Annotated in this window: 19 protein-coding genes and 2 tRNA genes; 4 read left to right on the top strand and 17 right to left on the bottom strand. The window is 62.6% G+C overall.

Annotated elements, in window-relative coordinates; all coding sequences use genetic code 11:
- Positions 1 to 190: 190 nt before the first annotated feature.
- Positions 191 to 1,102, top strand: a complete 912-nt coding sequence (locus BPRO_RS14930) for a DMT family transporter (RefSeq protein WP_011483906.1) — start codon at positions 191 to 193, stop codon at positions 1,100 to 1,102.
- A gap of 85 nt (positions 1,103 to 1,187) precedes the next feature.
- On the opposite strand, the gene BPRO_RS14925 is transcribed toward BPRO_RS14930, so the two are convergent.
- Complete coding sequence (locus BPRO_RS14925; RefSeq protein WP_011483905.1) at positions 1,188 to 2,120, bottom strand: CoA transferase; 933 nt, start codon at positions 2,118 to 2,120, stop codon at positions 1,188 to 1,190.
- Positions 2,121 to 2,304: 184 nt separating this feature from the next.
- Positions 2,305 to 3,474: a 4-hydroxybenzoate 3-monooxygenase gene (gene pobA, locus BPRO_RS14920; RefSeq protein WP_011483904.1), complete on the bottom strand. Its 1,170-nt coding sequence runs from the start codon at positions 3,472 to 3,474 to the stop codon at positions 2,305 to 2,307.
- 129 nt (positions 3,475 to 3,603) lie between these two features.
- Here pobA and BPRO_RS14915 point away from each other — a divergent pair, with 129 nt between their 5' ends.
- Positions 3,604 to 4,446, top strand: a complete 843-nt coding sequence (locus BPRO_RS14915; RefSeq protein ID WP_011483903.1) for an IclR family transcriptional regulator domain-containing protein — start codon at positions 3,604 to 3,606, stop codon at positions 4,444 to 4,446.
- 20 nt (positions 4,447 to 4,466) lie between these two features.
- Here the strand turns inward: BPRO_RS14915 and BPRO_RS28035 are convergent, their stop codons facing one another.
- The 10 genes from BPRO_RS28035 to BPRO_RS14865 all read right to left on the bottom strand — a co-directional run bounded on the left by BPRO_RS28035 (position 4,467) and on the right by BPRO_RS14865 (position 16,689).
- Entirely contained in the window at positions 4,467 to 8,156 is a 3,690-nt protein-coding gene (locus BPRO_RS28035; protein ID WP_198140935.1) for a PAS domain S-box protein, read from the bottom strand.
- A 190-nt stretch (positions 8,157 to 8,346) separates the two neighbouring features.
- Positions 8,347 to 9,087 carry an ABC transporter ATP-binding protein gene (locus tag BPRO_RS14905; RefSeq protein WP_011483901.1) on the bottom strand — a complete coding sequence of 247 codons (741 nt, stop codon included), beginning with the start codon at positions 9,085 to 9,087 and terminating at the stop codon, positions 8,347 to 8,349.
- Positions 9,084 to 9,836 carry an ABC transporter ATP-binding protein gene (locus tag BPRO_RS14900; RefSeq protein WP_011483900.1) on the bottom strand — a complete coding sequence of 251 codons (753 nt, stop codon included), beginning with the start codon at positions 9,834 to 9,836 and terminating at the stop codon, positions 9,084 to 9,086. Before BPRO_RS14900 ends, BPRO_RS14905 begins: the two co-directional genes overlap by 4 nt.
- On the bottom strand, positions 9,829 to 10,851 hold the full coding sequence (locus BPRO_RS14895; protein WP_011483899.1) for a branched-chain amino acid ABC transporter permease: 1,023 nt from the start codon (positions 10,849 to 10,851) through the stop codon (positions 9,829 to 9,831). The genes BPRO_RS14900 and BPRO_RS14895 overlap by 8 nt, the downstream gene beginning before the upstream one ends.
- On the bottom strand, positions 10,848 to 11,711 hold the full coding sequence (locus tag BPRO_RS14890; protein WP_011483898.1) for a branched-chain amino acid ABC transporter permease: 864 nt from the start codon (positions 11,709 to 11,711) through the stop codon (positions 10,848 to 10,850). The genes BPRO_RS14895 and BPRO_RS14890 overlap by 4 nt, the downstream gene beginning before the upstream one ends.
- A gap of 9 nt (positions 11,712 to 11,720) precedes the next feature.
- Positions 11,721 to 12,347, bottom strand: a complete 627-nt coding sequence (locus tag BPRO_RS14885) for a LysE family translocator (protein WP_011483897.1) — start codon at positions 12,345 to 12,347, stop codon at positions 11,721 to 11,723.
- 296 nt (positions 12,348 to 12,643) lie between these two features.
- Positions 12,644 to 13,831: an ABC transporter substrate-binding protein gene (locus BPRO_RS14880; protein WP_011483896.1), complete on the bottom strand. Its 1,188-nt coding sequence runs from the start codon at positions 13,829 to 13,831 to the stop codon at positions 12,644 to 12,646.
- A 169-nt stretch (positions 13,832 to 14,000) separates the two neighbouring features.
- A complete protein-coding gene (locus tag BPRO_RS14875; RefSeq protein ID WP_011483895.1) occupies positions 14,001 to 15,587 on the bottom strand; it encodes a benzoate-CoA ligase family protein in 1,587 nt (528 codons plus the stop codon).
- 127 nt (positions 15,588 to 15,714) lie between these two features.
- Complete coding sequence (locus tag BPRO_RS14870; protein WP_011483894.1) at positions 15,715 to 16,206, bottom strand: flavodoxin domain-containing protein; 492 nt, start codon at positions 16,204 to 16,206, stop codon at positions 15,715 to 15,717.
- Between the two features lie 84 nt (positions 16,207 to 16,290).
- Positions 16,291 to 16,689: a DUF488 domain-containing protein gene (locus BPRO_RS14865; protein WP_011483893.1), complete on the bottom strand. Its 399-nt coding sequence runs from the start codon at positions 16,687 to 16,689 to the stop codon at positions 16,291 to 16,293.
- Between the two features lie 283 nt (positions 16,690 to 16,972).
- On the opposite strand from BPRO_RS14865, the gene BPRO_RS14860 reads away from it, so the two are divergent.
- Together BPRO_RS14860 and BPRO_RS14855 are read left to right on the top strand one after the other, a co-directional pair.
- Positions 16,973 to 17,049: transfer RNA gene (locus BPRO_RS14860), tRNA-Pro, on the top strand.
- A 58-nt stretch (positions 17,050 to 17,107) separates the two neighbouring features.
- Positions 17,108 to 17,184, top strand: a tRNA-Arg gene (locus BPRO_RS14855).
- A gap of 150 nt (positions 17,185 to 17,334) precedes the next feature.
- Here BPRO_RS14855 and BPRO_RS14850 read toward each other — a convergent pair.
- The 5 genes from BPRO_RS14850 to BPRO_RS29625 all read right to left on the bottom strand — a co-directional run bounded on the left by BPRO_RS14850 (position 17,335) and on the right by BPRO_RS29625 (position 19,530).
- Positions 17,335 to 17,709, bottom strand: a complete 375-nt coding sequence (locus tag BPRO_RS14850) for a hypothetical protein (protein WP_011483892.1) — start codon at positions 17,707 to 17,709, stop codon at positions 17,335 to 17,337.
- An 18-nt stretch (positions 17,710 to 17,727) separates the two neighbouring features.
- The gene (locus BPRO_RS14845; RefSeq protein ID WP_041389863.1) at positions 17,728 to 18,015 is read right to left on the bottom strand and encodes an ADP-ribosyl-[dinitrogen reductase] hydrolase; all 288 of its coding nucleotides are present in this window, start codon (positions 18,013 to 18,015) and stop codon (positions 17,728 to 17,730) included.
- Positions 18,016 to 18,083: 68 nt separating this feature from the next.
- Complete coding sequence (locus tag BPRO_RS30720) at positions 18,084 to 18,206, bottom strand: hypothetical protein (RefSeq protein ID WP_011483890.1); 123 nt, start codon at positions 18,204 to 18,206, stop codon at positions 18,084 to 18,086.
- Between the two features lie 141 nt (positions 18,207 to 18,347).
- The gene (locus tag BPRO_RS14835; RefSeq protein ID WP_081430520.1) at positions 18,348 to 18,893 is read right to left on the bottom strand and encodes a DUF2569 family protein; all 546 of its coding nucleotides are present in this window, start codon (positions 18,891 to 18,893) and stop codon (positions 18,348 to 18,350) included.
- 46 nt (positions 18,894 to 18,939) lie between these two features.
- Entirely contained in the window at positions 18,940 to 19,530 is a 591-nt protein-coding gene (locus tag BPRO_RS29625; RefSeq protein ID WP_157045808.1) for a hypothetical protein, read from the bottom strand.
- Between the last annotated feature and the right edge of the window lie 56 nt (positions 19,531 to 19,586).

Below are 19,586 nucleotides of genomic sequence, written 5' to 3'. Positions count from 1 at the left end.
GATGTCACCCATGCATCTCCAGCTTTCTCCCCCCTCCGCAACTCTGTAATGCACCCGGCTTGATGCCGGGCTGCGCATGCGGCCGCGCCTGTTCACTATTGAACGGCGTGCGGCCTTGAGTTGACGCGCCTGCTCCATTGATCTGGCAACAAAGCCCTGCGGGCCGGCGCACGGATGGAGAAATTTTTTCATGAAAACCCAAACATCGGCCACCCTGGCCTGGGGTGGCGTCCTGCTCGCGGGCGTCTTGTGGGGTGTGGGCGCTCTGGTCGCCCAGTCTGTGATGGCTAGCGGCATGGCGCCGTACAGCTTGTCTCTGGCGCGCTTTGCGCTGGGCCTGCCGCTACTGTGGTGGTGGCATCTGCGGCAGGCGGTGCCTGTGAGGAATGCAGGCAAAACATCGGGCGAATGGCGGCAATTGCCCTGGCGCGAACGGGCGCTGATTGTGGGCACGGGTCTGGCGATGGCCATGAATGTGACCAGCTGGTTTGCCGGCATCACCTACATCGGGGCAGCCTTGCCCACGGTGATTTCAATCTGCTGCGCACCGGTGATCGTCGCTGTGCTGTCCGTGTCACGCGGCTATGAGCGCGCCAGCGGGCGGCTGGTGGCGGCGCTGGCCCTGGCATTGGGTGGGGTCGGGCTGATCGTGATGCCTGCGGAGGGCCTGAGCCTGCCGAAGGACTACGCCGTGGGCCTCGCCTGGTCGTTTGCTTCAGCGGGCCTTTATTCCGTGGTGGTGCTGGGCAATGCGCGCATGCCTGCGCATGTGCCGGCGGTCAGCGCTTCGGCCTGGAGCATGACGGTGGCTGCGCTGCTGATGCTGCTGCTGGCCAGCGCGCAAGGCCTGACCTGGCCGCGCGATACCACCGCCTGGCTGCAGGTGGGCTACACCGGCGTGTTCACCACCTCGATTGCCTACCTGGCATTTGCCTGGGGCGCACGCCGCCTGTCACCGACGGCGGCGGTGGTGGGCACGCTGGTTGAGCCGCTGGTGGCTGCGGTGGCTGCTGCGTGCTTGTTTTCCCAGCCGCTGACAGGGCAGCAGGGCACGGGGGCCTTGCTGCTGGGGGCGGCGATGGTGGTGCTGGCCTGGCGCTGAGTGATACGCGAGGAGGCCGGTTTCATGTTGGCTTTTGCAAAGTGAAATCGGCCTCAAGCTCAATATTTTTTAGGCGTGTGGGCAACTACCAATTTGGCAGCGTATGCAGCGGAATATCTTTCTCTGCCGCCAGCTTGTCCAGCTCCTTGCGCGTCTTGCCCAGCAGCCAGCTTGCTATCGCCTGGTGCGTCGCGGGCGCAAACATCGCCTTCATGCCGGACCCCTCAACGCCCGCAGCCGCGCACAGGCTGGCCGCAAAATGCGGCTCCAGTGCCGCCACCGTCACCCGCCCATCCTTGCACGGGTAGACGCGGTAGCCGGCGTGGCCACCGCCGACGGCCGCGCCGGGCTGGGTCAGGCCCCAGGCGCGCGGCAGGGCCAGGTAGCCTGCGGCGCCTGAAAGGGCCACCTCAAGGTATAGGCCTTTGGCTTTGCTGCGCTGGTGCAGCACGGCCTGCAGCACGGCCTCGCTGGCCATCTGTGAGCCGCCCATGTCGGCGTAGAGCGTTGCGGGCAATTCGAGTCCGGTGACCAGGTCGTTTTCTGCCAGGTAGGTGAGGTCGTGGCCGGGCTCTTCGGCGCGCTCGCCCGGGCTGCCGACAATGGCGACCTGGCTCAGGTGCGGGTGCTGTTTGTGCAGTGCCTTCCATGTGAGCCCCAGTTTGACCAGTGCCGAGGGCCGGAAGGAGGTGAGCAGCACATCGGCCTTGGCCAGTTCGCGGTGCAGCAGCTGCTGGCCACGTTCGGTCTTGAGGTCGGCCGCGGCCGTGCGCACGCCGGCGTGCAGTGCGGCATAGGCCGTGGCGTTGTACTGCTTCATCGGATCGCCTGATGCGCCGGCGGGTGCACCCGGGGGCGCGGGCGGTTCCAGCTTCACGCAGCTGGCGCCCATCTGGCGGCAGCGCATCAGCGCGGCAGGCCCGGGCAGGTTGAGCGCGAGGCTGACCACGCGCACGCCCTTGAGCGACTGAAGTGGGGCGAGGGTTTTGCGGGTGGGGGGCAAATCAGAAGGCGGCATGGGTGGGGACCTGATGGGACAGGAGGCTGATTATGGGTGAGCCCGGCGTGGTTCGCTGGCACCTGTCAGCCGGTCCCCGGTGAGCCCACCTCGTGCCGGGCACTTGTTGAACGGCTATTCACCGCCGTCAACCGGCCCTCGGCCAATCAAGCCGCTTACGGCACAGCCACTCAAACCACTTCGGTCACAGCGGCAGGCCGACGTAGTTTTCTGCCAGCGCGGTGGATGCTGCCTGTGAGTGAATCAGGTAGTCCAGTTCCGCCGCTTGAATCTTCTCTCCAAAGCCGCCTGAGTCGGGAAACTTGTGCATCAGCGAGGTGAACCACCACGAAAAGCGCACGGCCTTCCAGACCCGGCGCAGGCAGGTGTCTGAGTAGGCGTTGATACCGCCTTCGTTGCCCGCATAAAACTCCGTCAGCGCGCGTCCCAGGTAACCGACGTCGCTGGCGGCCAGGTTCAGGCCCTTGGCGCCGGTGGGCGGCACGATGTGAGCGGCGTCGCCGGCCAGAAAGAGTCGGCCGAAGCGCATGGGTTCGGCGACAAAGCTGCGTAGGGGGGCAATGCTTTTTTCAATCGACGGGCCGGTCTGCAGTTGCTCCGCGAGATCGGGTGCCAGGCGTCGTCGCAGCTCGTCCCAGAAGGCCTGGTCGCTCCAGTTCTCTACCTTGTCGTCGAGTGAGCATTGCAGGTAATAGCGGCTGCGCGTGTGGCTGCGCATGCTGCACAGCGCGAAGCCGCGTGCATGGTTGGTGTAGACCAGTTCGTGGGAGACGGGCGGCGTGTCGGTCAGCATGCCCAGCCAGCCAAAGGGGTAGATGCGCTCAAAGGTCTGCAGTGCACTCGCCGGCACGCTGGCGCGGCTCACGCCGTGGTAGCCGTCACAGCCGGCAATGAAGTCGCACTCGACCTCGTGCGCGACACCGTGCTGTACGTAGCGCACCCGGGGACGCTCGCCATCAAAGTCATGCAGGCTCACCTGCTCGGCCTCGTAGGCGGTGGCCAGGCCCGCTGCGGCGCGGGCGTCCATCAGGTCGCGGGTCACCTCGGTCTGGCCATAGACCATGACCTGCTTGCCGCCGGTGAGGTGGTGCAGATCAATGCGGTGATGGGTGCCTCCGAAGTCGAGCGAGATGCCGCCGTGCAGCAGGCCTTCGTGGTGCATGCGCGCACCCACGCCCGCCTCGTCGAGCAGGTCGGTCGTGCCTTGCTCCAGCACGCCAGCGCGTATGCGGCCCAGCACATACTCGCGGCTGTGCCGCTCAATCACGATGGCCTCTATGCCGGCCTTGTGCAGCAGCTGGCCCAGCAAATGCCCGGCCGGGCCACCACCCACAATCGCTACCTGTACTCGCATGGTCGTCTCCTGTGCCTCTTCAATGGCATGTTGTCCTGGTCTCCAAGCGTAGGCTGACGGGCGTCGCACCGCTAGGGGCGGCAGGTCGCCATTGCACGATGTTTGGCGTACTTGTGCGATGATCGCGCAATGGTCGCTGCAAAAACCGTTTCAACTTCCCGGCGCTTCGAGATCGCCAAGGCCGACATGATCGAAGGCATGGCCAAGGGCATGGCGGTGCTGGAGAGCTTTGACACCCAGCGCCAGCGCCTCAATGCCACGCTGGCGGCCGAGCGCGCCGGCATCACGCGGGCGGCCGCGCGCCGCCATTTGCTGACGCTGACGCACCTGGGCTACCTTGAGACGGACGGCAGCTATTTCTGGCTGGCGGCCAAGGTGCTGCGGTTTTCCGGCAGCTATCTGGCGACTGCGCGGCTGCCACGCGCCGTGCAACCCACCCTGAACCGGCTGGCCGCCCAGACCCAGGAGTCGTTTTCAGTTGTGGTGCTGGACGGCGACGAGATTGTCATCATCGGGCGCAGCGGGTTTGAGTGGAAGACGTTCGCCGACGGCAAGACCGCGCCGGCCCGGCTGCTGGCTTATGGCCTGCATCTGGGGGCGCGTTTGCCGGCGCACGCGACGTCGACTGGCCGGGTACTGCTGGCGGCCAAGACCAAAAGCGAGTTGAACGCGTGGCTCAAGGCCAGGGCCGAAGCCGGCAGCCTGGCCCGGCTGACGCTGCACACGACGACCGATCCGCGCAAGCTCCGGGCGCTGATTGACCAGGCGCGTCTTGATGACTACTGCATCGCCAGTGAAGAGCATGAACTCGGCGTGCATGCATTGGCCGTGCCGCTGCGCGACATGCAGGGGCGGACGGTGGCGGCGCTCAATGTGGTGTCGTCTCCGCAGCGGATGACGCCTGAGGCCTTGCGGCGCGACCTGCTGCCCCTGCTGCTGGACGCTGCGCGAGAACTGCGTCCCCTGCTGTAGGGGTTCAGGCGGGCTGCGCTTCAAAACTCCTCGCCCGGCAGCGTGAAGAAGAATGTCGCCCCCTTGTCCGGCGCCGACTCGGCCCAGATCCGGCCGCGGTGGCGCGCAATCACCCGGGCCACGGTCGCGAGGCCGACACCGGTTCCGGTGTATTCCGACACGCTGTGCAGACGCTGAAAGGTGCCGAACAGCTTGTCGACATAGGCCATGTCGAAGCCGGCGCCGTTGTCGCGCACAAAGAACGCGTCATGTGCCGTTGACCGGCCAACCGCAATCGTGGCCCGGGGCCGGCGCGAACTGAACTTCCAGGCGTTGCTCAGCAGGTTTTCCATGACGGAGCGAAGCAGCCGGCCGTCACCATGCACCAGCAGCCCAGGCTCGACGCTGCAATCCACCTGGCGCGCGCCATCGCCGGCTTTCAGTCGCTCAAGCGTCTCGTTGGCCAGGACGCTCAGGTTGACAGGTTCCCGCCGAAGTTCCAGGCGCGCCACATGCGCCAGCGACAACAGGGCTTCTATCAACTGGCCCATCTGGCCGACACCGGACTGTATTCGGGTGAGGTAGTGCTGTAGCTTCTTGCCCGGGTTGTCCTTGAGTTCCTTGGCCAGCAGGCGGCTGAAACCGTCTACCGTCGTCAGCGGCGAACGCAGGTCGTGGGAGACCGAGTACGAGAAGGCTTCGAGCTCTGCGTTGGACAGTCGCAGGGCGGTCTCGATCGCCTTGATCTCGGTGATGTCCGTATCGACGCCTACCCAGAAGATCACCTCGCCGTGTTCATTGCTCACCGGCGAGGCGCGGTACGACATCGTGTGGTAGGCCCCGCTCCTGGCACGCAGCCGCCGCGTGCCGGTAATCAGGGTGGGCTCTGCGCTGGGCTCCCGCCAGTTCTGCGTCGCCGCGACCACGTCGTCCGGATGCACAAGCCCGACCCAGGCGTGGCCGTGCCAGTCGGGCGGTGCACCGCCGACGAGCTCGTACCAGGCCCGGCTGAAAAAGGTGGCGGCGCCCCGCGGATCGACAGTCCAGATCGGCTGGGGAGCCTGTTCGGCTAGCGTCCGGAACAGCGCCTCCTGGCGCGACAGCTCACCGGTGCGCTGGATGATCTTTTCCTCCAGCCCGCTGTTCAGCTCCTTGACCTGGGACAACAGGTGCAAGTTGTCAATCGCGATCGAGACCTGTTGGGCCAGTTCGGTGGCCACGTATTCGTCCTGCAGGTTGAATTCGCCCACGAACTTGTCCGACAGATGCAGCCAGCCGATATTGGCGCCATCGCGGCCTGTCAGTGGCACGGCAAGCCAGCCGCGCAGGGTCCGGCAGGGCTCGGAGGATTTGCTGATCCCGCACCAGCGCGGATCGGCCTCCAGCTCGGCCTGCGTCAGCCGCACGGCGCGCCGGGTCTCGCAGGCCATCGCATGGATGCCGCTTTCCTCGGGGCTGTCGCTCCAGTGCGGCTGCCCCGCATATTTTTCAGACAGCGACCGGGCCGTGATGGCCTGCGAGCGATGGCCGTCACGCGGCAGGCTGATGACCGACTGATGGGCGCCGATGATGGCGCGGGACTGCTCGGCCGCTTCCTGCATCATGGTGTCCAGCGACTGATGCTGTGTGATGGTCTGGGTGGCATCCGCAACGCGTTGCAGGGTCAGCAGGTAAGCCTGTACCTCCTGTTCGGCCCGGACCCGCAGGGTGATGTCGAACGCCACAGCGAATACCGCGTCCCGCCCACCGTAGCGGATCACGCGGCGAATCACTTCCACCGGAAACTCGGTGCCGTTTTTTTGCCGGTGCATCCAGAACTCGGGCGTGTCCATTGGCAGCCCGGTCGTCATGAGGTGCTGCATGCGGGGATGCTCTGCCGCGGACAACAGTTGCAGGGGTGTCATGACGACAAATTCTTCGCGCGAATAGCCGTAGAGCTGGATCGCGGTGTCGTTGACGGCAATGTAGTGGTGGTCCTTCCTGTCCATTACCCACATCGGAACGGGCGCGGTATCGAACAAGGCCGCATGGCGCTGCTCGCTTTCGAGCAGGGTTTGTGCGGCCAGCTTGTGCTCTGTGATGTCTTGCAGCGCGCCCTGCATGCGCGTGATGCTGCCGCTGCCATCGCGCACCGCCTGGCCCATCGAGCGGATCCAGACACTGCGCCCGGCGGGCGTGAGCATCTTCACTTCCACATCGAAAGGCGTGCCGTGATTCAGGCAAGCCTGCGCGACCCGCGTTGCCAGTTCGCGCCACTCTGGCTCGCAAAGACCAATGGCCGATTCCAGTGTTGGTGCGCTGCCCTTCGGTAGCCCAAGAATGGCGGAGGCCTCATCAGACCAGAGGACACGCATCTCGGGCACCTCCAGCGCCCAGCCGCCGAGCCTGGAAATTTGCCCGGCCATTTGCATCAAGCCGGTTTGGGCTTTCAGTGTCGCTTCGGCCTGCTTCAGCTCGTCGATATCCGTCGAGGTGCAGTACCAGGAGACGATGCGTTCGCTGCGGTCGCGATTTGGCGTGGCGCGTACCAGCTGCCAGCGGTAGCTGCCGTCCTTGCAGCGCAGGCGATGTTCGTTGCGGATACTCTCGCCGGTGTCCAGCATGTGCCGCATACAGTCTGTGGCTCTTTGCAGGTCATCGGGATGGATCCGGTCGAGCCAGCCGCCTTTCAGCGCTACGTCCAGAGGCTCGCCGGTTACCTCGCTCCATTGGTCGCTGACGAAGGTCAGCCGCCCGTTGCCATCGGTGATGAACACAATTTGCGGCATGGCTTGCGCCAATTGGCGAAAGCGCAATTCGGTGCCTGCGCGCAGGCGCGACTGCCGGTACAGCAGCACCGACAGCAGGACCACCGTGGCCACAGCGGCCAGCCAGATCAGGAATGACAGCCCGGCAAAGCGTCTCCAGGGTGCCAGCACGTCGTCGTACAAGGGGCCAACCGTGACGAGCATGTCGCTGTACGGTGACAGTGTGCGGTAAGAGATGATGCGTACATGGGCATCGACTGCGCTGGTGGCCGTAAATGTGCCCTGCGGTCCGTTGGAAAGCCGTTCGGTGAACAGGGGCAGGGTGGAGAAAATCCTGCCCATGGCCTGCTCATCAACCGGGCTGCGCATCATGAGCAGGCCATCGCTGCGAAACAGTGCGATCGCACCGCCTGCGCCCAGGTCGATGTCCCGCCAGAGGGTGTCGAAATAGGGCGGCTCCACGGCTGCGACGATCACCCCCGTCAGCTCTCCGTTGGCCGAGCGCAAGGGTCGCGAGGTGCTGATCAGCCAGGTGCCGGTAGAGCGGCTGCGCACCGGAGCGCTGATGTGAAAGCCCGTGGCCGGGCGCTGCTTGTAGACCTGGAAATACTCGCGGTCCGCCAGCTGGGTGCCGATGTTGCCGGTGTCCGAATCAAAAACAGTGCGGCCCTGGCGATCCAGCACCCAGATCGCGCGTGCGAAAGGCAGCCCCCTGAGCTGCTCGCGCAGCAACGCTCTGACTGATTCCTCCGTCAGCCGCTTTTCCGCGTCGAGCGCCTGCAGCCGGCTGGCTGCCAGCTGCAGGCGCTGGTCGGCGGCCTGAAAGGTACGACTGGTCTGTTCCGCAATCACCTGCGCCAGCGACTGGGTCAGCTTCTCACCGGAGCGAAGGGCTTCGTTTCGAAGGTGGAACAGCGCGACGGCTACGGCACAGCCCGAAAAGACGATGAGGGCGGTGGCCGTCCAGATGATCTGGCGTCCCACGGATGCATGCTGCTCGGAATCTCGTGGGAAGTGGGACTGCCGGAAGGGCGCGTCTTGCCAGGGCCACCGCATGCGTCCGACCTTTCAGTTTGCCCCCGTCACCAAGTCCTGCGGGTGACTGTGGCCAGTTGCTCAGTACCTGGCGATGATGCCATGCGGGGGGTACTTTGTCGATTGCGCCTGCGCGTCTTCAAACCCCCAGATACAGCTCAAGCAGTTCAGGCCTGGCGTGCAGCTCGTCGGAGGAGCCCTCGAACACCACCTGGCCCTTGACCAGGATCACATTGCGGTCGGTGATCTGGGTGACATGCTTCCAGTTCTTGTCCACGATGACGCTGGAGATACCGGTTTCCCGCACGATCTGGCATATTCGCCAGATGTCGCGCGCAATCAGCGGCGCCAGGCCCTCGGTCGCCTCATCCAGGATCAGCACATCCGGATTGGTCATCAGCGCCCGGCCAATCGTCAGCATCTGCTGCTCCCCGCCCGACAGCTGCTGGCCGCCGTGGCCCAGGCGCTCCTTCAGGCGCGGAAACGTCTCCAGCACCCGCTCATAGGTCCAGTCGCGCTGGCCCCGCGTGCCCGCACGCGCCGCCATCTTCAGGTTCTCCACCACGCTCAGGTTGCCAAAGATGCCCCGGCCCTCCGGCACATAGGCCACGCCCAGCCGGGCAATCTCATACGGCGCCCGGCCCAGCATCGGCCGGCCCATGATGTCGATCGAGCCCGAGCGCGGCCTGACCAGCCCCATCAGGCTCTTGAGCAAGGTGCTCTTGCCCATGCCATTGCGCCCCATCAGGCCAATCGTCTCGCCGCGCGCCACCCGGAAGTTGATGCCGCGCAGGATGTGGCTGGCCCCGTAGTAGGTGTGGATGTCTTTCGCATCAATCAACAAACCGGTGCTCATAGCGGTGCTCATAGCGGTGTTCATGCGTGTTCCTCGCCCAAGTAAGCGGCCTGCACCCCGGCATCGGCCCGGATCTGCGCCGGCGTGCCACTGGCGATCACCTGGCCGTTGACCATCACCGTCAGCTGGTCGGCCAGCGCAAACACCGCATCCATGTCATGCTCGACCAGCAAGATGCCGTGCTCTTGTTTCAGCGCCAGCAGCAGCGCCACCATGCGCTCGGCCTCCGCCACCCCCATGCCCGCCAGCGGCTCGTCCAGCAGCAGCACCTGCGGCTCGGTGGCCAGCGTCATGGCAATCTCCAGCTGGCGCTGCTCGCCGTGGCTGATGGTGCCGGCGATGCTGTGCCGGCGGCTCTGCAGCCCGGCCAGCGCCAGCGCCCGCTCGGCCCGCTCGTTGATGGCCGTAAATCGGCTGGCACGGCTGAGCCAGCGTGCCGCCCGCGGCTGGCGCGACTGCGCGGCCAGCCGCACGTTCTCCCAGACCGTGAAGGGCAGGAAGATGTTGGTCTTCTGGTAGCTGCGCCCCAGGCCCTGGTTTGAAATCTTCTCCGGGCTCCAGCCCGTCACGTCGTGCCCGCCCAGCATCACCGTGCCCGAGCTCGGTGGCAGGTCCCCCGACAGCAGGTTGGTCAGCGTCGACTTGCCCGCCCCATTGGGGCCGATCACCGCATGGATGTGGTTGCGCCAGAGATCGACAGAAACATCGTTGACCGCCGCCAGGCCGCCAAAGCGTTTGGTCAGACTCCTTGCCGACAGGAGTATTTCAGCCATGGTCGGCCTCCTTGCGCTTCATGAACTTTTGCGCCAGGCCCAGCAGGCCGCGCGGCGCGAACACCACCACCGCCACGATGAACAGCCCCATCCAGAGTTGCCAGTGCTTGCCCAGGTTGACGCTGCCCAATACCTCGAGGGTGGGCAGGTCCTTGAACACATGCAGCAGGTACTCAAAGGCAAAGGCGCCGACGATGGCACCCGCGAAGTTGCCCATGCCGCCCAGGATCACCATCATGATGGCGTGCGCGCTCATGTGAAAGCCCATCAGCTCCGGGTTGATGTAGCCGGTCTGCGCGCCCCACAGGTAGCCGGCCAGCCCGGCCAGGCTGCCGGCCAGCGTGAAGGCCGCCAGCTTGTAGCCGAAGGTGCCATAGCCCATGGCCCGCATGCGGTGCTCGTTGACGCGGATGCCGGCCAGCGCCCGGCCAAACGGGCTCCACAGCAGGCGCCGCAAAAAGGCATAGACGGCCAGCAGGACGCCCAGCGTGAAGTAGTACAGCGTGCGCTTGCCGTCCAGATCAAAGGGCGTCCAGCCGAAGAGCTCGGCGCTGGGCTTGAAGTTGATGTACAGCCCGTCGGAGCCGCCCAGCACCTTGTTGTCAAAGAACAGGTAAAACACCATCTGGGCAAAGGCCATGGTGACCATGATGAAGTAGATGCCGTGGGTGCGCACCACAAAAAAGCCGATCACCAGCGCCGCCAGGCCCGAGGCCAGCACCGCAACGGGCAGGGTCCACCACAGGCTCACCGGCTCGCCCTGCGGGGTGAGGAAGGCCAGGGCGTAGCCGGCAATGCCGAAGAAGGCGGCGTGACCCAGCGAGACCAGGCCGGTCACGCCCTGCAGCAGGTCCAGGCTCATGGCAAAGATCGCCATGATCATCATGCGGGTCACCATCTGGGTGTAGAACTCGGTGCCGGCGAAGGGGAAGGCGAGCAGGGCGACCAGCCCCAGCACGAGCGCCACCTGCACGCCGCGCGGCAGGACTTCGAGGTTGGATTTTTGTGCGCTCATTGCTTGAACAGCCCTTCAGGTTTCCACAGCAGAACGCCGGCCATCAGCATGTAGACCAGCATGCCGGCGACCGAGGGCAGCAAGACCTTGCCAAAGGTATCGACCAGCCCGACCAGCAGCGCGGCGATCAGCGCGCCGCGCACCGAGCCGATGCCGCCGATCACGACGACGACAAAACACATGATGAGCACCTGCGAGCCCATGTTGGGGTAGACGCTGGCGATCGGTGCGGCGATCATGCCGGCGACGGCCGCCAGGCCGACGCCCAGGGCAAACACCACGGCATGGATGCGCTTGATGTTGATGCCCAGCGATTCGGCCATCTCGCGGTTGAAGGCGCCGGCGCGTATCTTCATGCCCAGGCGGGTCCTGGAGATCAGCCCATACAGGCCCAGCGCCAGCGCGATGCAGACACCGGACATGAACAGGCGATACACCGGGTAGGACAGGTTCTCGGTCAGCGGGATGGAGGCGCCGAGGAGGTCGGGAATGGTCACGCCGTGCACGTCGTCGCCCCACAGGATGGAGCGCAGCTCTTCAAAGATGTAGATCAGCCCGAAGGTCAGCAGCACCTGGTCGAGGTGGTCGCGTTTATAGAAATGGCGAAACAGCAGCCATTCGAGGGCCAGGCCGAACACGACCGAGAGCACGGCGCCCACCACGATGGCCAGCGTCAGGCTGCCGAGCTGGGCGCTGAGCGACCAGGCGAGGTAGGCGCCGAGCATGTAAAAGCTGCCGTGCGCCAGGTTGACCACGCCCATGATGCCGAAGATCAGGGTCAGGCCGGCCGCCAGCATGAACAGCAAGAGGCCGTACTGCACGCTGTTGAGCAGCTGGATGAGGAAGTTGGCTATGTCCATAAATCGGTCTCAGGTATGCCGGCGTGTCAGCAATAACAGACTGCCCATGAGCGTGAAAAGACTGCCCGAACCGCGGTTGAACCATCGTACGGCGCGGCTGGAGCGCAGCAAAGGCGCGATGCGTGAAACGCCCAGCGCGCAGCAGGTGAGCACCGTGAATTCAAAGGCCATGAAGGTGAGGGCGAGGATGGCGAATTGCGGCACAAAGGGTGCGGCGGGGTTCAGGAATTGCGGAAAAAAGGCCGCAAAAAACAGCAATGCCTTGGGATTGCTGGCGCCGACCAGAAAACCGCGCAGGAAAAACGAGCGGCGCTGCTGTGGCGAACGCTCTGCGCTGGCGTCCAGCACGGCGGCCTCGCTGCGAAAGGTCTTGATGCCCAGCCAGATCAGGTAGGCAGCACCGATGACCTTGGCCACGGTGAAGGCCGTCTCGGATGTCGCCAGCAGCGCGCCCAGGCCCATGGCCGACAGCAGCATGACACACAGCACAGCGCTGACGCTTCCGGCAACCGAGGTCATGGCCTTGCGTGGCCCGTGGTTCAGGGCATTCGTCATGCACATCAGCATGGTCGGGCCCGGTGTCAGGATGAGCAGCGCGACGGCCGCTATGTAGAGGAGGTAGGTGGTGAGCGTCATGGTGGTGAAGATAGTATCGCGACAAGACGGCAAGCACGCGCCGTACCAGTTTGTTCAAAAAATGAGGCAGAACGGCTAGCTGCGCGCAGTGAACGAGCGTGGGGCTCTCCCCACCAGCAGGGGCCGCGGAACCGGCTTTGCCGGGCCGCAGGCGCAGCGGCCCCCGAGGGGCTGGAGCCTGCGGCTCCAAAGCTGCTTGAGCAGCTTTGGACAGGCGACAGAGGCGAAGCGTCTCGCGAGCCGCGGCCTGCAAGGCCTCGGGAGCTACACGCAGTGAGCGACCGTGGGGGCCATGCCTAGCCCATCTTGCAGCCGGCGCCGGAGTCGGCCAGTGCCTTGGCCGCAACGCCGAGCACCTTGTTTTCCTTGTTTTCCACCACACGCAGGTACATGTCCTGCACCGGGTTGTGTGCCTTGCTCATGGTCCACTTGCCGCGCGGGCTGTCGATGGTGGCGCCTTCCATGGCCTTGTAGAGCGCGGGCTTGTTGGCCAGGTCGCCCTTGACGGCGTTGGCGCCCTGGATCAGCAGCAGGCCGGTGTCATAGCCCTGCACCGCGTACACATCGGGTTGCGTCTTGAAGGCTTTGGCGTAGTCGAGGCGGAATTTCTTGTTGCGCGGCGTGTCCAGCGAGTCGCTGTAGTGCATGGTGGTGATGATGCCGTCCGCCGCAGGGCCGGCCGCGTCCAGCACGCCTTCGGTCAGGAAGCCGGAACCGTAGAGCGGGATCTTGCCTTTGAGGCCCGCCGCTGCGTAGTCGCGGATGAACTTCGCGGCGCCGCCGCCGGCGAAGAAGCAGGCCACGGCATCGGGCTTGAGTGCGGCGATTTCGGTCAGCAGCGCCTGGAATTCAACGTTGGGGAAGGGCAGGCCCAGTTCCTTGATAATGGTGCCGCCGGCCGCTGTGTAGCTTTCCTTGAAGCCTTCAAAGGCCTCGTCGCCGGCTGCATATTTCCAGGTGATCCAGACGGCTTTTTTATGGCCTTTTGCGATCATGGCCTGACCCAGGGCGCGGGTAGGTTGCGAGTTGCTGAAGGAGGTACGGAACACATTGGGTGCGCACAGGCTGCGGGTGGCGGCATGCACGCCCGCGTTGGGAATCAGGCTCAGTACGCCGCTGTCGCGCGCGACCTTCTGGATACCCATCTGCACACCGGAGTGCACCGTGCCGACCAGTACATCGACCTTGTCGCGTTGCACCAGCTTGCTGGCGTTTTCAATGCCTTTGGACGGCTCGGACTCATCGTCGACCTTGAAGTATTCGATCTCGCGGCCGCCCAGCTTGCCGCCTTGCTCATTGATCGCCAGGCGAAAGCCGTTTTCAATGGCCACCCCGAGTTGGGCAAAGGTGCCGGTGTAGGGCAACATGAAGCCCACACGCACCTTGCCCGACTGTGCGCGCACGATTTCGGGCAGCAGCAGGCCAGTGGATGCGGCGCCGATAACGGCAGCACTGCGGGTCAAAACAAGTCGGCGTGAGGTCATGGAAAAACTCCTGGTTGAGACGGAAACGTACCAGACGGATATTAAGGGTGCGGTGCGCCTGCAGCCCTAGTGTAAAACCCGAGATTGAAGATTAAATTGTTTATGTTTAAAGCAATTGCCGTGCCCGTTTGAAGCTGCTTGAAGCAGTTTGAACAATCTTCCGCAGCCTTTATCTGGCTTGCTGGGTCTGGCGCAGCTTGAAGCGCTGTATCTTGCCGGTCGCGGTTTTGGGCAACTCGCTCACAAACTCTATCCAGCGCGGGTACTTGTAGGGCGCCAGCAGCTGCTTGACGTGGGCCTGCAGCTCCCCGGCGGTTGCGCTCTGGCCGGACTTCATCACCACATAAGCCTTGGGTTTGACCAGCTGATCGGCGTCCATCACACCGATCACCGCGACCTCGAGTACAGATGCGTGGCCCATGAGGCAGGCTTCCACCTCGAACGGCGAGACATAAATGCCGCCCACCTTGAGCATGTCGTCGCTGCGTCCGCCGTAGGTGTAGAAGCCGTCGGCGTCGCGCGTGTACTTGTCGCCGCTCCTGGTCCATTCGCCGGCAAAGGTGGCCTTGGTTTTGGCGCGGTTGTTCCAGTACATCAGGGCAGCGCTCGGGCCGCTGATCTGAAGCTCGCCGATCTCGCCGACGCCACATTCGTGGCCATCGTCGGCGACGATGCGCAGCGAGTAGCCTGGCACGGCCTGACCGGTGGTGCCGTAACGCACTTCGCCGGGCCGGTTGCTCAGGAAAATATGCAGCATTTCCGTCGAGCCAATCCCGTCCAGGATGTCACAGCCATACTGCGCCGTCCATTTCTTGCCAATCTCGGCCGGCAGGGCTTCACCGGCGCTGGTGCAAATGCGCAAGCGGAGTTCGGATTTCGCCGGCCGGGCCGGGTCTGCCAGCAGCGCGGCATAGAGCGTGGGTACGCCATAGAAGATCGTGGGCTGGTATTTCTTGAGCAGCCCAAACACCTCGGCCGGCGTGGGGCGTGCTGGCAGCAGCACCGTGGTGGCGCCGACGCTCATCGGGAAGGTCAGCGCATTGCCCAGGCCATAGGCAAAAAACAGTTTGGCGGCGGAATACACGACATCGGATTCCTGGATCCCCAGCACCCCCCGGCCATACAGTTCGGCGGTCTGGATCAGGTGGCTGTGCAGATGGACCGTGCCCTTGGGCGTTCCCGTCGAGCCGCTGGAATACAACCAGAAGCAAGCCTCGTCGGCGCATGTGTTTGCGATAGATTTAGTAGCCGGAGATGCTCTCAGAAGCTGGGCCAGCGTCATGTGAGGCGTGGAAGTTTCGGCGCCCGAGACGATCACGGCCTTGAGTGTGTCAACTCTGCCCAGCAGCGGCTCAAAGGCCGGCAGCAGGGCCTCCGAGACGATGAGCCCCTGGGCGCGCGAGTCGCGCAGCATGAACTCGAAGTCCTGGGTCGTGAGCAGGGTGTTTGCAGCCACGGGAACCACGCCAGCCAGGATGCAGCCCAGGAAGGCAACGGGCCACTCGGGGGTGTCCAGCATCGCCAGCAGGACGCGGCTTTCAGGTGCGAAGCCCTGGTTTCGCAGGGCATTGGCAAAACCATGGGATTGCCGGGCGAGTTCGCCGTAGGTGAGTTGCTCCCCGCTCAGGCCGTTGATGAAAGCGACCTTGTCGGGGCGCTGCGCATTGCGCTCGAGCAGGTCGTGCGCGGCGTTGTAGTCACGGGGAATGTCTACCAGGGGAGGGCTTGCCGAATGGTCGGCGCGACTCAGTTGCATGCGTGTCTCCGGTTACTTCTATTTGTATCGCTTATTTCACCTGCTAATCAAGAGCGAGAGGCAACAAGAACGAGAGAACAACAAAGAGCGGGAGGCAACAACGAGGCGAGCCACGGTTTTCCTGCCCTCAGGCGGTGGCCGGGCTGGCCCCCACGGCTTGCAACGCTTCGGCGAGCCACTGGCGGCACCATTCGGTACCCTCTGTTTCGGGTATGGTGCCACTGCTGGCGTCGTGACACCAGACCTCGCCGATGCGCTGCGCGCCAAGATCCTGCAGGCGCTCGTCAAATTGCTTGCCGCCAAAGCAGAATGTCTGGGCGTGGGCGCTGTCACCCAGCGCGATCACGCCGTAGCGCACGTGGCCCAGGAACTGCGGCTGGGAGCCCAGTGATTCATACAGGGTGCGGGCATTGTCCGGGACATCGCCCGCACCATACGTGGAGGTGCAGATGAGATAGAGCGCATCTTCCGCCTGGGCGGCATCAAAGATCGTGATATCCAGTGCGTCCATCAACTGGATGTCGATGCCGCTCACCAGGTCTGCGCAATCCATCTGAATTGCCTGTGCCACATGGTCGGCGGTGCTGGTCATGGTGCCCACCAGGATTTTGAGCTTCATCGAATAATCTCCAGAAAAAGTATGTGGCAAGTTGTCAAAAACAGCGCACCGCGGCATTCGCGCCAGTCGGCTCGAGCATCAAGGTTAAGCGATATTTGCGCCGCGTTCGCGGAGCAGTTCGCGCAGCAGCGAGCGGTGGCAGCGCGCTTCGTTGTCGCAGTAACAGCCCACGGAAAAATTGCTGCGCTGCGACAGCGCGGCCAGCAGGTCCAGGCTGCGGTTGGCGTCCGGTTCGGCCATCTCGGCGCGGTATTTCTTTCTGAACGCGACCCAGTCCCGGTCACCATCGGGGCCAGCCTGGGCCGACTGGCCCAGTTTCATGGTTTCCACACTCGGCGCGAGGTTGGGGTACCAGACGTCGTACCAATTCTGTGACGAGAACTGGCTTTTGGGAACGCCCCGGGGAGGTCTGCGGACCGTGCCTATGCGCAGGCCTTCGTCGGCGCCGCGGGCTGTACCCAATTTGACGATCCTCACAGTCATGCCAGTCTCCTCGTTTGCCGGCCGGCCCCCTTTTTTTTGGTGGGGCAGGCGCCGCTGATAGCTGTTTTGATAGCTGTCTTTTGAAACAACACCATTTGAAACTGAAATCGGCTCGAAGCCCTGTCGCGTCCAAGGCCTTCAAGGCGTTCCGAACCCACGTTCGATTATTCCGGTGAGAGAGCCCATCTTGCGGCGGTGCGGGCGCCTTCCGGCATCAGGGATTGCAAAAAAATACACGGCGCCTGCAGAATCGCCTCTGTCCGCGCTACAATAGCAGACTAGTCGGAGTGTGGCGCAGTCTGGTAGCGCACCTGGTTTGGGACCAGGGGGTCCAAGGTTCGAATCCTTGTACTCCGACCAACGAATCCATCAAAAAAAGCTCACCTGTGTGGGCTTTTTTTGTATCTGCGTTTCATACCTGCCCGTAGCTCAGTTGGATAGAGCATCAGCCTTCTAAGCTGAGGGTCGGGGGTTCGATCCCCTCCGGGCAGGCCAGTAAATAGACGGTCTGTAGCTATTAAAATAATAGCAATAAGAGGTTGGGGTAACGCTGGGGTAACAATTTGGGTGCATTCTGTTACCCGTGGCGGCCAGGCGACAAAAAAGCCCGCTCGGGGCGGGCTCAGTGTTGGGGGTATGTGATGCTCAAGCGGCTTTGCGCATTGGCTCTGTTGGGAGAATTCCGCCACCGCCGGCAGGCGCCTTGCCCGTTTTCTGAATCTCCTCTTGGCGCTTGCTTTCAGCCGATGCAATCAGCATCAACTTGAGTTCACCTTCTGCCCAGCGGCAGATCGCATCACGCATCAGCGGCTGGTAGCCGACGCCGTGCATCTTAGCAAGCGCCTTGTATGTGTCGATTGTGCTCTTTGGAAGCCGGATCGAGATTGCCTGAAGCCCAAGGGCCTCATCTATTTCCTGTTCCATGTCGCGTGAGGCCTGGCGTACGTTGGCCTCGGTATTACCGAGAGCCCCGCTTTCCCATGCCTCTATCGTGCCGGGAATCCGTGCCTTTTCTTTCATTTCTTTCTCCTGGGTTGGCTATTTAGCGTGCCGTTCGTACAGGTCGATAACCTCTTGAATGGGTTCGTACGCTGTCTTGATGTGAACGGTTCCGTCAATAAAAATAAAAATAACCTTGAGTGGTCGTCCTCGATTGGTTGGGGCTACAAACCAAAGAGTGGCCGGGTCTGTTCGATGCTCTTCACGATCATCCTCCAAGTAAAGCCCGCATTTGTTTTCAAAGCATTGCTCGACTTCTCGCAACGAAACGTTGTGCTTCTCCCGAAGCTTCTCCAGTACATCCGGAGACATCGCTAGATTCTTCATTTTAGGCATTGTATATACAAAAACAAGGCTTCAAACCTTGATTTTTTTAAACACTTGCTAGACGTATGCTACTTGCCACAAGCCTCGCGCTCCCATTTGTCCTTGGCTTTGGCCTCCGCAATGGTCTGCAATTGCATGTTGTCGGGCCCGTCGGCGCCGCTGTAGGCGAGAGGCTTGATGCGGTCGATCACGTAGCCCTTGCTGGCTCCCGTGACAGGGCAGGGGTATTCCTGCTTGAACTCGATCTTGGCGCTCTGGCTGCGCTTAATTCCGCGTCTGCTCCCACAGATAGGACAAGGGTCGCCAATAGAAGGATGGCTTTTCCCATCCCTCTACACTTGGTGATATAGCGCTTTCACCCGTTTGGATTTCAGCAAATATAAGGTCCATGCGACCGCTGGAAGTCCCGAGACAGCAAGCGCACCGGCTCCCGCTGCGTCCAAGCCTGTGGCACCAAAGAAAATTATCGGCAAGATGATTGCAAGGATTACGCTAAGAAGCGGCCCAAGAATCCAGATGGCCGCGATTGCTATGAAGGGACTTGTCGAGATTCTCCTACGTGCCAAGCACCAGCCCGCATATATCCCAAAAAGTGTTGCGATTCCAAAGAATATCCATGCTGTGTTTTTGTAATTCAACCACGCCTCTACCGTAAGTAGCTTTGGATATTTGCTCTCGGTATCCATAAAATCGCTGCTGATGCGTCCCGCGCTAAATAGCGGCCCCAAAAATATTAATCCGGCTATGAGCAAAGCGAGCCACCCCCCCACACCTCCCGGCTTCTCGGCACGGCGCGACCATCTACTTAGTGCGATCGCGCCCCAAATCGCCAACCCAACAGACACAATAACAATAACGTGCCACATAGAAAAATTCATTTTCTCCTCCCTATATCCCACGGGCCGCGTGGGTGCGGGTCCGTCGCTAATGTTGAATCGTTTTCAGAATTCCACTTTCAAAGTACAGGTAGCCGCCGTCGTAGACCCACTGTTCGTGCTGATAGTTTGCTGAAGTAGTCTTATTGATCCGTTGAGGCCTGCCCCAGCTGCTGTCTAAGACTTCCTGCTGCGTCATACCAATGCTGACACCCTCTTTTTTGCGGCGTGATTTTTCGGCGAGAGCTTCTCTTTTTATCCGAATTTCATCGTTTGCCCGGGTTGCGGTCAGCACCTCCGTTATTAATTTCGTGGTGTCTTGGTCGATGGGTAAATTTCGGCATGGGGCGAGTAGTTCGAAAGCCTTTTGCGGATCTTTGGCTTTCATCAAGGCTTTAGCCTCCGCGCGAAGTGCTGCGCTTTCCGTTGTGCATCTCCGTAGCCGTTCTTCTTCGTCGCGTTTTTCTTTCGCTGCCTGTATATCCTGAGTGCCCTGTTTCTGTGCGGTGACTGGCGAGGTGGGTTGTTCTACTGGCCGGCTGTCCAGATACCCCCATAGCGCGAAGAAGCAGGCCGCCACTAAAAGCCCAAGCCAATTTCTGCCGAGGAATTTGCCGACGGAATAGGACGAATTGCTCAAGCTGAATACTCCCTCATGTCTTATGGGCACATCGTGACATAGGCGTCAATCAAGCG

The sequence above is a fragment of the Polaromonas sp. JS666 genome, assembly GCF_000013865.1.
Classification (GTDB): Bacteria; Pseudomonadota; Gammaproteobacteria; order Burkholderiales; family Burkholderiaceae_C; genus Polaromonas.
The sequence above is the reverse complement of the archived record's forward strand: the minus strand, read 5'-3'. Positions and strand labels throughout refer to the sequence as shown.